14 protein-coding genes are annotated in these 14,168 nt (G+C 58.6%); 3 read left to right on the top strand and 11 right to left on the bottom strand.

Annotation, left to right across the window (positions count from 1 at the left end):
- Position 1: 1 nt before the first annotated feature.
- The 7 genes from AC04SG_RS09885 to AC04SG_RS09855 all read right to left on the bottom strand — a co-directional run bounded on the left by AC04SG_RS09885 (position 2) and on the right by AC04SG_RS09855 (position 8,928).
- Complete coding sequence (locus tag AC04SG_RS09885; protein ID WP_488550876.1) at positions 2-349, bottom strand: Hpt domain-containing protein; 348 nt, start codon at positions 347-349, stop codon at positions 2-4.
- A 221-nt stretch (positions 350-570) separates the two neighbouring features.
- Positions 571-915: a response regulator gene (locus AC04SG_RS09880; RefSeq protein WP_488551005.1), complete on the bottom strand. Its 345-nt coding sequence runs from the start codon at positions 913-915 to the stop codon at positions 571-573.
- Complete coding sequence (locus AC04SG_RS09875; protein ID WP_488550875.1) at positions 852-4,466, bottom strand: GAF domain-containing protein; 3,615 nt, start codon at positions 4,464-4,466, stop codon at positions 852-854. The genes AC04SG_RS09880 and AC04SG_RS09875 overlap by 64 nt, the downstream gene beginning before the upstream one ends.
- Before the next feature lie 552 nt (positions 4,467-5,018).
- Positions 5,019-5,579, bottom strand: a complete 561-nt coding sequence (locus AC04SG_RS09870; protein WP_488550874.1) for a class I SAM-dependent methyltransferase — start codon at positions 5,577-5,579, stop codon at positions 5,019-5,021.
- A gap of 202 nt (positions 5,580-5,781) precedes the next feature.
- A complete protein-coding gene (locus AC04SG_RS09865; RefSeq protein ID WP_488550873.1) occupies positions 5,782-6,861 on the bottom strand; it encodes a helix-turn-helix transcriptional regulator in 1,080 nt (359 codons plus the stop codon).
- Positions 6,862-6,900: 39 nt separating this feature from the next.
- Positions 6,901-8,184, bottom strand: coding sequence for an MFS transporter (locus AC04SG_RS09860; RefSeq protein WP_488550872.1), 1,284 nt, complete (start codon positions 8,182-8,184; stop codon positions 6,901-6,903).
- Positions 8,185-8,187: 3 nt separating this feature from the next.
- On the bottom strand, positions 8,188-8,928 hold the full coding sequence (locus tag AC04SG_RS09855; protein WP_488550871.1) for an MBL fold metallo-hydrolase: 741 nt from the start codon (positions 8,926-8,928) through the stop codon (positions 8,188-8,190).
- Between the two features lie 70 nt (positions 8,929-8,998).
- On the opposite strand from AC04SG_RS09855, the gene AC04SG_RS09850 reads away from it, so the two are divergent.
- Both AC04SG_RS09850 and AC04SG_RS09845 read left to right on the top strand, forming a co-directional pair.
- Entirely contained in the window at positions 8,999-9,667 is a 669-nt protein-coding gene (locus tag AC04SG_RS09850) for an ArsR/SmtB family transcription factor (RefSeq protein WP_488550870.1), read from the top strand.
- A gap of 36 nt (positions 9,668-9,703) precedes the next feature.
- The gene (locus AC04SG_RS09845) at positions 9,704-10,183 is read left to right on the top strand and encodes a nucleoside phosphorylase-I family protein (RefSeq protein WP_488550869.1); all 480 of its coding nucleotides are present in this window, start codon (positions 9,704-9,706) and stop codon (positions 10,181-10,183) included.
- Positions 10,184-10,686: 503 nt separating this feature from the next.
- Here the strand turns inward: AC04SG_RS09845 and AC04SG_RS09840 are convergent.
- Positions 10,687-10,908 (bottom strand): hypothetical protein, encoded by a 222-nt coding sequence (locus AC04SG_RS09840; protein WP_488550868.1) that lies wholly within the window; start codon positions 10,906-10,908, stop codon positions 10,687-10,689.
- Positions 10,909-11,054: 146 nt separating this feature from the next.
- Here AC04SG_RS09840 and AC04SG_RS09835 point away from each other — a divergent pair, with 146 nt between their 5' ends.
- Positions 11,055-11,366, top strand: a complete 312-nt coding sequence (locus AC04SG_RS09835) for a hypothetical protein (protein ID WP_488550867.1) — start codon at positions 11,055-11,057, stop codon at positions 11,364-11,366.
- A gap of 382 nt (positions 11,367-11,748) precedes the next feature.
- Here AC04SG_RS09835 and AC04SG_RS09830 read toward each other — a convergent pair whose 3' ends face one another.
- From AC04SG_RS09830 to AC04SG_RS09820, 3 genes are all read right to left on the bottom strand, one after another.
- Positions 11,749-12,459, bottom strand: coding sequence for a hypothetical protein (locus tag AC04SG_RS09830; protein ID WP_488550866.1), 711 nt, complete (start codon positions 12,457-12,459; stop codon positions 11,749-11,751).
- A gap of 40 nt (positions 12,460-12,499) precedes the next feature.
- Positions 12,500-13,666, bottom strand: a complete 1,167-nt coding sequence (locus AC04SG_RS09825) for a hypothetical protein (protein ID WP_488550865.1) — start codon at positions 13,664-13,666, stop codon at positions 12,500-12,502.
- Between the two features lie 145 nt (positions 13,667-13,811).
- Positions 13,812-14,015, bottom strand: a complete 204-nt coding sequence (locus AC04SG_RS09820; RefSeq protein WP_488550864.1) for a hypothetical protein — start codon at positions 14,013-14,015, stop codon at positions 13,812-13,814.
- Between the last annotated feature and the right edge of the window lie 153 nt (positions 14,016-14,168).

The following is a 14,168-nucleotide window of genomic DNA, read 5'->3' as shown; positions in this document are numbered from 1 at the left end:
GCTATTCTCCCAGATTGAAGATTGTTCGAAGCTCCATGACGGCGGCGTCGAATGCGCGCTGTGCATTGTCGATTTCCGTCATATCCGCTGGCTCGCCACTGGCGGACCGCGCCTCCACCCGGGCGCAGATTTGGCTGAGTTCGGCAGCGCCCATATCCCGCGCGTTGGATTTCAGGGAGTGGGCAGCCCGCCTGACAGCGGCGAGGTCTGAAGCCCGACCCGACGACCACATATCCTGCATGATGGATGGCCCCTCTTCGAGAAAGGACCCCACAAGCTCCACAAGGTCAGCTTCTTCGCCGCCGACAAGCTCGCGCAGCTTGTCCAGTGCCCCTCTGTCGATCGCCACGACATCCCCCGATGTTCGTTTCTTCTAGCTTACAACCAGCACGGCGAATTTCTCCGATGCTGGTAAGTAAAATCAAATCGACCGCGCTGCTTAAATTCGTCAGAATTCATCCCATTCAATAGGCAGGCTATCTCAGGCTTGCTAAATTAGCGATAGCACATAATTTTCAATCAATGCTGCCACGAGCACGGTGGTGATTGCGCCAGGCCGCCTTTTCGATTTCAGAGCGTTGGCACGCCGGGTTCCTCGAAAATTCCCGCTGCGCCGGCAACTCTCTGTCCGCCACCCGGCACCGACCTGTTCAGCGAGGCGATGAGGTCTTCTACGCGCAGCGGCTTGCTGAGATAGTCATCCATCCCTGCATCCAGATACCTCTCGCGATCACCGGCCATTGCGTTGGCGGTCAGGGCGATGATGAACGGTTGACGGGCATGTTGGCTGCCCGACCCACGGATTAACCTTGTCGCTTCTAGACCGTCCATATCGGGCATTTCGATATCCATCAGGATAATGTCATGACCGCCCTTGGTGTATGCGGCGACCGCCGACTGCCCGTCGACCGCCAGCTCCGGCTTGTAGCCCAGGCGCTCGAGAACCTGCTGCCAAGCTTTCGGTTGGTGGCATTGTCATCGACCAGGAGGATGTGAAGCGGAAACTTCTGCGCCATGGTGCTATCGAGAGCCGGTCCCTTCGGCTGATTGGATCGGATGAAGCGAGTCGGGGTTCCGACAAAGATCGACAGCAACGTATTGAGCAACGGCGATGGCTTGATCGGCTTGGAAAGGGTGGCGGCGAATTCGATGCTTTCCATCTCCTTCCTCTTGTCTTCCGACAAAGGCACCATTGAACTGAGCAGGATGAGCGGAACGTTAGCTTGACCATCGAGTGCGCGTATTTTCTTGGCCAGTTCGAGCCCATCCATGCCGGGCATATTCATGTCGAGAATGATGACGTCGAAGACCTCTCCTCCCGCAAGCCTTTGAAGAGTGTCGGCGGGACGTTCGCTTTCAGATGCCGCCATGTTCCAGGACTGCGCCTGCAGGGACATGATGCGCCGGTTTGTCGCGTTGTCATCGACCACCAATAGTCGCTTGCCCGCCAATTCGTCCCTTTCTGGCGGTGCGTGAGCTGGTTTGTGGCTTGAGGCGACAGGAGCGCGGATGGTGAAGAAGAACGTCGTGCCTTTGCCTTCAACGCTGTCCACCCAGACCTCACCGCCCATCAATTCCACCAAACGCCTGCTGATCGCGAGACCGAGCCCGGTTCCGCCATAACGTCTCGTCGTGGAGGCATCGACCTGGCTGAATGATTTGAAGAGGCGATCCATGCGGTCCTTGGCTATGCCTATGCCGGTGTCGCGCACCGAGAACTGGAGTGTGCACATCTTCCGCTCGCCTTGCCTGTGTGGACTGACGTCCGCGGCTCCGTTTGGAACCTCCAACACGGAAAGTACGATCTCGCCTCGCTCAGTGAATTTAACGGCATTGTTGAGCAGGTTGATCAAAACCTGCCGCAACCTGTTGTTGTCCGCGATGATGGCTTCCGGCGTGCCGGCCTCCACCAAACAGCCAAGGTCCAGCCCCTTCTCTGCGCTCCTGGGGGCTATCAGGTCGATCGCGCTCTCAAGGCATTGGCGCAGTTCAAAAGGCTGAGGGTCGAGCTCCAGCTTGCCGGCTTCAACTTTGGAGAAGTCCAATATATCATTGATAATGCTTAGAAGTGCTTCCCCGCTGTGGTTGATAGTCTCACTGATCTCGCGTTGTTCGTCATCAAGCTTTGTACCAAGGAGCAAGTTGCTCATGCCGATTACACCATTCATCGGTGTGCGGATTTCATGGCTCATTGTTGCCAGAAATGAACTTTTCGCCTCATTTGCCGCTTCGGCCGCTTCCTTTGCCTGCTGCAGCGCGAGAGATAGTTGCCTGAGCTCCGTGAATAGCTGCGCGTTATGCAAGGCGGCACCAGCATTGGCGGCGATGGTGGAGAGCAATCGGAGCGAGTCATCGTTGAATATGCCCTCCCGGGTCGTGCTTTGCACGCTAATGACGCCCATAGTGCCTTGAGCCGTCTTGATGGGGACGCCAAGATAAGACAGGGCATCCTTGCCGACGGGAGTGGCCCCGATCTGGGCGCCGCGTTCCGCTACATCCTGGTTGATGAGCAATGGCTCACCGGTCTCTATGATCTTGCTTGTCAGCCCTTCGCCGAGGGTGAGCGTGGTGAAGGATTCGCCAAATTGATAGGGGAAATGAATTAGCTTCGTTTCACGGTCGAGCAGGGCGACATAAACGATATCGGCGTTGAAGATTTCCTGCATCTGGTTGCCGATCAGCTGGATCGTGCTTTCGAGTTCCGATTCCGCGATGAGCGCCTGGCTGACCGCGCTGATGGCGCCCAGTTCTGCGGCGCGGGCCTCGGTCACCTTGAGCAGACGCTGGGTTTCGTCAAAAAGGCGTGCATTGGCGACCGCAACGCCCATGTTGGAGGCGACCGTCTGCAGCAGGCGCACGTGGTTTTCGTCGAAAGCATGCTTCTGATAGCTCTGCACGCTGAGAACACCCAGTGTTCGTTCACCAGAGTTGATTGGAACGCCTATGTAGGACGCAGTCCTGTCCTCTTCGTTGGGAAAGTAAGCCCCCAGCTCTTTTCCATCCTCCAGAGTGCCAAAAACCAATGGCTTACCTGTTGTGATGATCTTTGACGCCACGCCTATGCCCATTGGAAATGGATCAATGGACCTATGCTCCCTGAAGTATGCATAAGGGACATGGATCAGCCCGGACTCGCTATCGTGTAATAGAATTTCACTGACCTCGGTGCCGAAGGCTTCCCGCACCTTGTCGCCCACGAGGCGAATAACGGTGTCCAGGTTCAGCGACTTCGTCATCGCTTCGCTGACGCTGTTGAGAATGGCCAGTTCCTTTGCGCGGTCCTCTGTCATTTTCAGCAGGCGCTGCGTCTCATCGAACAGATGTGCGTTGGAGATGGCGACGCCCATGCTGGATGACAGCCCCTGCAACAGACGCACATGATCTTCATTGAAGACATTCTTCTCGTAGCTCTGAACGCTGACGACACCCAAAATCCTGTCACCAGCGATGATCGGCATACCCAAGTAGGATTCGGTCCTGTCATCTTCTGTAGGTATAAGTGCGCCCAGAGAAACGTGTTGCTCAGTCGTACCCAAAACCAATGGCTTGCCTGACAGTATGACTTTGGAGGTCAGACCTTCGCCCATCGCAAATGGCTCGGGGTCCTGATAGTCCCTGTAAAACGCATAGGGTACGGTGATCAGATCAGACTTCTCATCACGCAGCAGGATTTCGGTGACGTCTGTTCCGAATATCTCGCGCACCTTGTCACCGACGATTCGCGTGACGGTCTTGACGTTCAACGTCTTGGCCATTGCTTCGCCGACGCTGTTGAGGATCGCGAGTTCTTTTGCGCGGCCCTCTGATACTTTCAACAGTCGCTGCGTCTCATCGAAAAGGCGAGCGTTGGAGATGGCAACACCCATACTCGAAGAGAGCGCCTGCAAAAGACGCACGTGGTCTTCGCTGAACGCGTTCTTTTGGTAACTCTGCACGCTGACAACGCCTAGCGTTCTGCCTCCGGCGATGATCGGCACGCCTATGTATGATTCTGATCGCTCCGCTTCGGTGAGTGCGATCACATCGAACTCAAGGGACTGCTCGAACGTCGCGAGAACCAGCGGTTTTCCAGAGAGAATGACCTTGGAGGTAAGTCCCGCGCCTAAAGTGAAGGGCTCGACGTCCTGGTACTCGCGGTAAAATGAATAAGGGACGGTGATGAGGTCAGAGGCCTCGTCGTGCAACAGAATTTCGGTGATGTCCTCCCCGAATATTTCGCGCACCTTGTCGCCGACGATGCGGGTCACCGTCTTGACATTCAGCGTCTTCGCCATCGCTTCGCCAACGCTGTTGAGAATGGCGAGTTCCTTTGTGCGTTCCTCGGCGACCTGCGTCAGACGCTTGTTTTCAACGCAAAGACGGTCAAATTCGATCGCCGCGACTGCATTGGTATTTTCCAGTTCGGCAATACGCCGGTTGGCGGATGCCAGGCGGCTGGCAAGGTCGCTTTCGACTGAACCCTGCATATTGGCTTCTCCCCAAGGGACCTTCCGCCAAGTGCAAGCGGAATGCTTTCCCACCCATTTATTAGCAAGCAGTGTTACACGCCAGACGCCTGATTGACAGTACCGGCGAGGCGTAGCCTTTAGGGACAAGCTTGACTCTCGGGCGCGGCTCCATGTCTGCTTCCGGGCGGTGGGAAGATAGGATTCCGGCGGCCTGGATGGTGCGCAAAGCGGTCACAAAGACCTCTGCCGCCGAGAGAGTCCGCAACGGGGCATATCTTCCTTTTCTGGTAGCTGGCACATTCGCTACGATGCGACGCGATATATGAATGGCACCGGTTCCGAATGTGGGGATCGCTTGTAGCGGTCTCCCGCTACCACCACAATCACATAACCATCTGACATTGTTGCGTATTTTTGCCTCGAACACGTCAAAAACGGAGACTCCAACGCCCTTGGTTTCTCTCAACCATTTGATAATAAATGCATTTTCGTCGCGGGGGTTCAAACCCCTGCGGTACCACACGGCATGCATCTCAATGCAAGCATGCGCGGCGCTGATTGGCGGCCCCACTATCCGTGAGCCGGCCTTTCCGCAACGATCCACGTCATGAGGCGCGACTGCAGCGGTGAGGTGATAGTCTTGGCCACGGCAAAGCCGCTGAACTGTAGCGCGGCTTGCACTTCGGCAATTGTCCGGAATCGGTAGATCGATGCCGGAAAAGAAGCGACGGCATTCGCATCCTCATGCGGGCGAAAGCCAAGCACAAAGCGCCCTGTGGGGCGAAGCAGGCGCAGCACTTCCCTTAAATGCTGCTCCAAACTCGCCCAGAAATAGATCGTATGGACGCTATAAGCCTTGTCGAAGCTCTCATCGCCAAACGGCAGACTTGCGGTGTCCGCAAGTCTGAGATCCATGCGACCTTCCTCGATGGATCGATGATTGCGACCCCTTGCGATCTTGACCATCACGTCCGAGAAATCGGCGCCGGCGAGATGCCCCTCGCGAATGATTTGAGCCGCACGATAAAGGGTGGCGCCGTGGCCGAAGCCGATCTCGAAAACATCGTCATCGGCCCGCAACTCAAGCAGCTCAAGCGCCCGATCGTTTTCCACTCTCGTCTCCATCGCCATGACGCGCGCCACGATGTGGCCGAGCAGGCCACTGGGACGTCTTCCCTGGCGGGCGATAAAGTCAGGCTTCATAGTGCAGCTCCCATCAACTGAGCGGATTGATCCCTCAGTGCGGGAGCATAAGTGGGCGCGTGTCGGGCGGTGTCTCGCCGAACTCTTACAAAATAGCACCGATTCCGGAATCGGCGCGGTTTTTCCGACCCTACCGCTGAGGAGTCGCTTCGCTATTCTGGGTCAGAAGAAAAGACGCCCGATACTCGGAGGGCGTTTTGCCGATCGCTTCCTTGAAGGCTCGATTGAAAGGACCAATCGAGCCGTAGCCAAGGTCCATGGCAATCGTGAGGATCGGAAGGCGGCCAGCTCCACTGGTTGCCAACAGTTCACTGGCCTCGCGTATCCGGTAGCTGTTCAGGAACGCGTTGAAGTTTCGAAATCCCAGCTCGCCGTTGATCATGCGCCGCAGGCCCTGCTCCTTTGCCTGCAGGTGGTCGGCAAGCCCGCCGATGGTGAGCCCGGTTTGCCTGAAACCTCCTGCGCTCATAAACGCCTCCAGGGATTTCAGGAGATCCTGATCCACTGGCGCGCGGACCTCCCAGGGCGGCTTGCGTCCTGGTGCTGCAATGGCAAACACCCTGTCCGAGAACCGCAGCATCCAAAACGATGCGACCAGCACGAACGCGACGATAACAGCCACATTGATAAGCGCGAGTCCCTCGGTAGCCATGCGGCCATTGAGCTGTATCTCAGAGGCAACGACGACGAGCATGTAGCTTCCGCAACTGGCGACGAATATTTCGCGAAAGCGTCGACGCGGTTCAACCAGGTCGATCCTGCGCCCCCGGTAGGCTGCGACCAGTGACCAGACGATGATGCCGAGTGCGGCGAATTGCTGGGCAATCAGGGACGCGGCTGTTGTGTCGAAGCCCCAATTCCAAGGTCCGTAGATCAGCTCCGCCAAGCGCCAGAATCCGAGCATCTCTACCAAAGCGAGCAAAGCGCCGTGCGCTGGTCTCAGGCGGAACCGGTCATCGAAGATCGACTGCGACAGCAGCAGGAAGAAGACTGGATTCCCGAAACAGCCGAAATAGATCAGAACGTCCAGAAGCCCGAGATCGCCGTGGACTGCAATGACTGGGCAGATCAAATACGTGGCGACCCCAAAACAGAACAATGCAACGAGGTAGCCGACGAGGCTGAAGCGCAGGTCACGAACGGCCAGGCAAGCGATGATGGCCAGTTGCGCTACGCCAATGAACCGAAGGATGAGTGTGAGCGAATCCATATGAGCCACTGGATGTCAGGCCGACCCGCCCTCGGTCGACTATTCGCCGGCAGCGGATGGTGGGCGCGGACCTTTTGCAGCCTCCTGCATTACGATAGCGACAATCGCGCCAGAGACAAACGTCAATGCGGCGACCGATGTGATCGCCGATGAGAGCCCGAAGCGATCGGCGATGAGACCTGCGGAGAGCGCGCCGATCGCGTAGCCGAGATCGCGCCAGAACCGGTAGACACTGAGCGAGCGGGCGCGCCAGCTGGGGTGCGAAGCGTCGGAAACGGCGGCGATCAGACTTGGATAGACCATTGCCGTTCCAAGGCCGAGAAGAAGGCTGCCGACGAGCCACCATTCGAACCGGCTCGTGGCCGCGGTGAGGAACAAGCCACCGGCCTGGATCCACATTCCGGCGACGATCAGACCCTTGCGACCCCACCGATCGCTCAAGGGGCCGGTGACGATCTGCAGGATCCCCCAGGTCGCCGGATAGATCGCCTTCAGGATGCCGATGCGCTCGACGCCGAGGCCGAAGGACGCGAAGAACAGTGGGAAAATACCCCAGCTCATGCCGTCGTTGAGGTTGTTGACGAGGCCGGCTTGCGATGCCGCGAACAGATTGCGATCCCGGAACGAGGTCAGCGCAAAAACTTCCCGGAAGCTGATCGGCGCGGATTGCTGCGCGTGAGCGGATGTTTCCAACCGGAGGTGGCCGCGCGTGTCGCGGATGAGCAGCACCGACAACACAGTGCCTGCGACGGCATAGCCGATCCCGAGATAGATGGGCACCGGTCGCAGACCGTATCGCGAAGCAAGATAGCCGGTGAGGAACGCCGTCACGCCGACGGCGAGATAGCCGGCAAATTCATTGAGTCCGACGGCGAGGCCGCGTGACTTCGGGCCAACGAGGTCCACCTTCATGACCACCGTCATTGACCAGGCGAGTCCCTGGTTGACGCCGAGCAGTGCATTGGCCGCAATCACCCATCCCCAGCTTGGAGCCCAGATGATCATGAACGGAACCGGCAAGCCGACAAGCCAGCCGAGGACGAGAACGCGCTTGCGCCCCCAGGTATCGGCGAGCTGGCCCGAGACGAGATTGGCAAGCGCCTTGACCACGCCGAAGCTGACGATGAAGGAGACGACGAGTGTCGTTGACTTGATGCCGAACTCTTCCGACCCGATGAGCGGCACCACCGTTCGCTCGATCCCAACCATGCCGCCGACAAAGGCATTCACCAGCATCAGAAGAGCAAACTGCCGCCAGTTTTCCTTGAGCCCAAGCCTGACGGCCGAGCCTGCTGCTGACTGCGAAACCGATGCGTCGCTCATCAGTCAGGCCGCAGCGGCGGCCAAGCCGGCATTGGCGGCGCGGTTGCGCGCCGCATCCGGCGGCGGAGGCGGTATGTCTGCGATCATCGTTGCGACGAAGGCCTCCTCGTCGTCGATGCGGAACGCCTTGTTAAAGCGCTTCTCGAAGCCAATCGTCGATGTCGGCTTGCCGCTGAGCGAGCGCCCGCAGACCGAGCCGGAAAAGGCGCCGGGCAGCACCTCGACGTGATCTGGCAGTTGCTTGAGACGCCGCACGCTGGAAAACAGCGTCCGCGCGCCGGCCTCGGCGCTGGTTGCAAGTTCGGTTCGTCCGAGATCGCCAACCAAGAGAGTGTGGCCCGTCAGCACGAACCATGGCTCGGCCGCGCGTGTCCTGTCGGTGACCAGGAGCGAAATGTGTTCCGGCGTATGCCCGGGCGTGTGCATGACGGTCATGGTCACGTTGCCAAGTTCGAGCACGTCACCGTCCTTGGCGGGCAGAAACGGGAACCCCGCTTCCACGCCTTGGAAGAGCACATATTGGGCGCCGGAGGCAGCCGCAAGCGCCCGCCCGGCGGAAATGTGGTCGGCATGGATGTGCGTATCGACCACATACAGGATGCGCATGCCGGTTGCCACGGCAACCCTGAGATACGGCGCGATGTCGCCGACCGGGTCGACGACGGCGGCGGCCGACTTGCCACCACAGCCGAACAGGTAGGATGCAGCGACCGGGTCGGAATGGAGGAATTGACGGAGGATCATGACTTGCGCTCTCTACCTCGCTTGAGGTAACAGTCAATTATTCTGCTGAATGTTTCATCGAGAAGATCGCATGTCAAGCATCGGGCCAAAACAGGCAATTTTCGCCAGCCTTGCCGAAGTGGCTCAAGCTCTCGGGCATGCGCACCGGCTGGAATTGCTGGAGCACCTCGCCCAGGGCGAACGCAGCGTCGAGGGACTTGCGGCACGGGCTGGCCTCAACTTTGCCAACGCCTCGCGCCACCTCCAAATTCTTCGACGCGCGCGACTTGTCGAGGCGCAGCGGCATGGCAAGCATGTGCTTTATCGCCTTGCCGGAGATACCCAGGTGGTTGAATTGATGAAGGCCCTTGGGCGCGTGGGCGAGCGGAACGTCGCCGAGGTCAATCGCGTCATGACCGACTACTTCCACGCTCGCGACGCTCTGGAGGCAGTGTCGCGCGAAGACCTTGTCTCAAGGCTTCATGATGGCCTCGTCACGGTTCTCGACGTCCGGCCGGAGGACGAATTCGCGCTCGGACATCTTCCGGGGGCGCTCAACATCCCGCTCGCTGAGCTTGATCGCCGGCTGGCGGAGCTGCCCGCGAACCGAGAGGTCATCGCCTATTGCCGTGGTCCTTATTGCGTTCTGTCCTTCGAAGCTGTCGCGGCGTTGCGGATGCGAGGATATGTCGTTCACCGGCTCGAGGACGGCTATCCCGAATGGAAGGCTGCAGGCCTTCCGGTTGAGGCAGCGGCCTGAAGTGGTCCCGCCTCCAAAGATTCTTGGACGAACAATATGACGCAGCTAATTCCGCAGTCGCCGCTGCTTGAGCTGAAGGACTATTCGGCCGAGTCCGTGTTTCAGGTTGAAAACATGCTGCGGGAGGCACGGCGGCAGAAAGGCCTGCCGCTGGAGCCCGTGCCTTCCGTGTGCGTGCTTGATCCGGACGGCGACATCGTGCGCCGATTGCGGAAAGAAGGCCGCGCCCGTCCCTCGGCGGGCTGGGCCTGCTATCATACTGTCCTTGACGAGTTCGAGCTGGATGGCCAGACGCTTGGCGCCATTGGCTGTGCGGTCGGTTCCTTATTCGCCGTGCTGGTCGCCGAGCAGCTGTTTGTGTCGGGATGCCGCTTGCTGATCAGCATTACCTCGGCCGGTCAGATCACAGCTCTCGGACCGCCGCCCTATTTCGCTGCTCCTCATAGCTGCCAGCACGGCAGGATGCAGGTCGATCACGCGGGTTGCGGCTGGCACCAGGCCGCATTGATCCGGTGAACGGTACCGGGCTGGTGGGGAGAGTGATAACCTGCCTTCCTGCTCGGAGGTCACGGCGGCCGAGGGCCGCCTCTTAAATGACTTCCGACAAGCATATTGGGACTTTGGTCTATTGCACCTTAGGACCGAAGCCGGGCGATGGAACCTTTGCCCAAGGTTATGGTTCGAGCCGCGCATTCGTGGCTCGGCTGGAAGGCCGCCACCGCTTAGTTTCAGTAAATCGCTGAGGGGAGTGGCACATGCCTATTTCCGAAGAAATGATGGACGAGTACCTCGAATTTCAATGCCCCAACTGCTCCCATGTAATGGTGAAGAAGGGCTCTTGGGTGAAGGTGATATCTACCTTCAACTGCGATCGATGCGACGCGAAGATTAGGATCGGTTATTTGACCAAGCTCGCGCTTTTCGAACAAAAGATGCAGAGCATGCGCCTATCATAGTCCAATCCGCCAGTGCGCGGGGAAGGGCAATCGCCAGCAGGCTTTGCGTTGCTCAACAATAACTTAGGTTGGCGTCGGCTGTGCCGGCACAGCCGGAGAAGCCTGCGGTGAAGCCGTGACAGCTGTCAGCCTGCCCTTCTTGTCCAGCTTCGGTTTTTCATAAACGCGCTTTGCTGGTGCTGCCTGCAGAAAAAGTGCTGCACTGAAGATGCTCGATGAGGTCAGCAAGGACATACAGACATGAAAAAAGCCCGCCGGCTTGAGCCCGCGGGCGAGAAGTTTCATCAAAGGCTGACGAGGGGGTTTGAATTCTCGTCGTAGCTAAAATTAGCTGAAGCTCACATTGGGTCAACTAGTCCTTACGGCCTATCGTCCTGCTTCAAGCAACCCCTATCTCCACTCCCGAGACGAGGTAGATCAGGCAGCGAATGATGGAGCGGTTTGCCAAAAAACTCACTCTTCGCGCGAAGGAACAAGCGCTCGCCCAAGCGAACGACCGAGAAACCCTGCGAACCCAAATCGCCGAAGCCTACAAAAGCCTGGCCGAGATGTCCGAACGACTGAAGGCCGCGGATCTCGCGGACGGGCGCCTGAAAGTGTACCGGCCGCGCTACGGAGGCAATTTCTCGTGCCCAATCTGTTGGGTCGCATGCGGCACAGTCAGGATGCTCCGTCGCGAAGAGGAGCCGAACCATGCGTACCGCTGCAAAGCATGCGGTTTCAACGAGTTGGATGATCAGTGATAGAAAAACAGGTCGCCAAAGACAGATAACAATCCAGAATCTAGGCATGGAAACGATCTTTCCCATCTCGGCACGAAGTTTCACTGTCGCCTATACCGAGGAGATATAGCATCGGCCCTTTCCAGGCGATACGATTGCACAGCTGCATCGTTCTTGAGAGTCCGGTCGCTACACTACAGGCTAGGATTCTCGCGAAGCTCCCTGTCCTTCAACCCAACGGGTTTTGCAGGGAGAAACTCCACCAGCCCGGTTCCTCGCTGCACCGGGAACAGCGGCTTCAGGTTCACCAGGTCTAATCAAGCGGCGGGTTCCCAAAATCAGACTTGGGGCATGGTCATCGCCAAGCGTGGCGCCGCGCGCCAGGGCCTTACAGGCCATAGGTCTATTTTATTCCGGTGACCCGGCCTGCTCTATCGAGACTGCAATTGACCTTTGCCTGCCGGACTTCGATGCCACCTTGCCTTGCGTAGTCCACTCGCACCTTGATCGGCGCCGAGATTGCACCGCGGCGTTGACGCAAGGCACCCGCGCTTGCCGCGCGGACACGGATGGCCCCAAGCGGCTTGGCAGCGGACATGACCGCCGAGCGGCAGGCTTGCACGACCGCAACTGGCGTCCCGGGAATCGCTTCCAGTGCTCCCAGAAATCCAAAGGGATACCCCTTGGTGAAGCCCCGCCCTGATTTGGAAGGCCTTAGGACAGGCGGCAGAACCATCGACTTTCTGGTGGTCTTGGCAGTCGCTGCCGAGACCGCGACCGGACTGCCGGCAGCGGTAGCCGATTGGTTTTCGGCGGACTCATCATCGCCGACGCCGACACCCGCGCCAACCGAAGCTCCAACGTTTGCTCCGCCCGCACCGTCGACGCTCGTGCTTACCCCCACAGACGTACCTTGCGCACCGGCGCTCACTCCAGCACCGATCCCGAGACCGCCGACGTTCGCGCCCACCCCCACAGATGTGCCTTGCCTGCCGCCGCTCACCCCTGCGCTGAGTCCGATGCCGCCGACGTGACCGCCAACGCCTGTTTCAAAAGCCGAGGCAGGCCCGACTGCCATTCCGATCATCAATGCGGCCACGACGCAATTTTTCATTGTCATGCTCCCGTGCGGCATACATTTCGCTCCCTGGTCCTCACTGGCGCAGGCCGCGCTTTTTCGGGGGGCGCGTTGGGAGCAATGCCGCGGGAAGATCGATGGTAGCCAGCACCTCCGATTGCGATGGGTCCTGGCCCTTTTCCTTCTGTTTCTCCTGCGAGGGCGGTTTACGGGTTGCCCCTGAGCGCGATAATTTAGCTGCAAGCTCACCCGCTGGGGCGCGTACTCTCGGCGCGCGCTGCAAGGCTGTAATGCGACGCTTATCCTTGAAGATGTCAATTGTCTCACGCGCGGCACTGAGGCTGCGGGCCAAACCGTTAGACCTTTCACGCTCCTGGTCCAGCGCCGCACTCAACACAATCGATTGCTGCCTCAACGCATCGCGTTCCTTCCGGACAGAGTCGAGCTCCCTTGTGGCTGAATCTGCTCGTTCGCGTTCCAGTTTGAGTTCTTCCCCAGCCTGCTTGGAAGCGGCTTCGGCCACTTGGCGGTCCTTTGCGGCGCTGGCCTGCCCGACTGCGGCCAGATTTGCGCCTGTCTTGAGGGCATCGATCGTTTGATATGCCGTGGAAAGTTGTCGCTTCAAGAGCTCAACCTTCTGGCGCTCGTCCTCAAGCGCTTGCTTGGCAGGAGCCTCGGAGGCTTCCATGGAGGGGTTGGCTCCCGGCACGCTGTTGTCCGAGGTTTCAGAGAGAGTGGCTGCCGCCCGGAGATTTTCGATAACGCGTTGCGCCGTCTCCAGACTGTGCGAGAGCGCTTCGTCTGTTTGCTGCTGTGCTTTTAAGGCTTGAGCTTGCCTGGCGAGCTCCGCTCGTGCTGCGGCCAACTCGCGGCGCAAACCTTCCACGTTCTCGTCGAGCGGCTTGTGTGCATCCTTGGATGCCTGCGCTTCACCGAGGACTGCATGGGATATATGGGACCCGGGCGCGCCCGGTTGCGCGTTGCCCGGTTCTTTCTCGAAATCGATGTGGTGCAAAACCACGATCGACGAACTGTCACTAGCTGCGCCGACTGCTGACGTTTCCGGAGCAAGCTGACTGTAGGCTGGAGATGCAAATGACAGAATGAGGGTTAACGGAACGAAACGAAATATGGTGCAACGCGCTGTGCCGCGTATCCCTCGAGATAAAATCAATAGGCGTCGATTAACGAACGTGACGTTCCAGCGGAGACACTTTAATTTGGTATTCTGCGCATAGACCATCGCTGAAACTCATCAACCCCGGCCCTCACCGCCATTGTATTTTCTGCTTACTGCCCCACGGCGCCAAATGCCGCGTGAGACGAATTTTATCCCTATCTCCTTACTTGTCTTCGTTCGAACGGACGAAGGATATTCCTCGCGCTTGCTAGGCTCGACCTATCAACAAAATGGGGACCATCAGGCCGATGGCGCTGGCCAGCAAAAAGCTGATCATTGCGACGATGAAAACCTCAAGAGCGCAACTGGCCCATTTACCTGTGATCGACGAAAAATGCAGCTTCGATCGCAAGGGCTTCGTCCCAATTGCCGACTCATTGGTCACCTCCTCTCGGCGGAGACGATTAGCCATCCGCCCTACTCCACCGTCACCGATTTCGCCAGATTGCGCGGCTGGTCGACGTCGGTGCCCATGAAGACGGCGGCGTAATAGGCCAGCATCTGGATCGGCAGCGCATAGATGATTGGCGAGATGATTTCCGGCACGTCGGGCAGGATGATGGTC

It is taken from the genome of Mesorhizobium sp. CNPSo 4684 (assembly GCF_057784315.1).
Note: the sequence above shows the minus strand (reverse complement) of the source record. Positions and strands in the feature narration are given on the sequence as shown.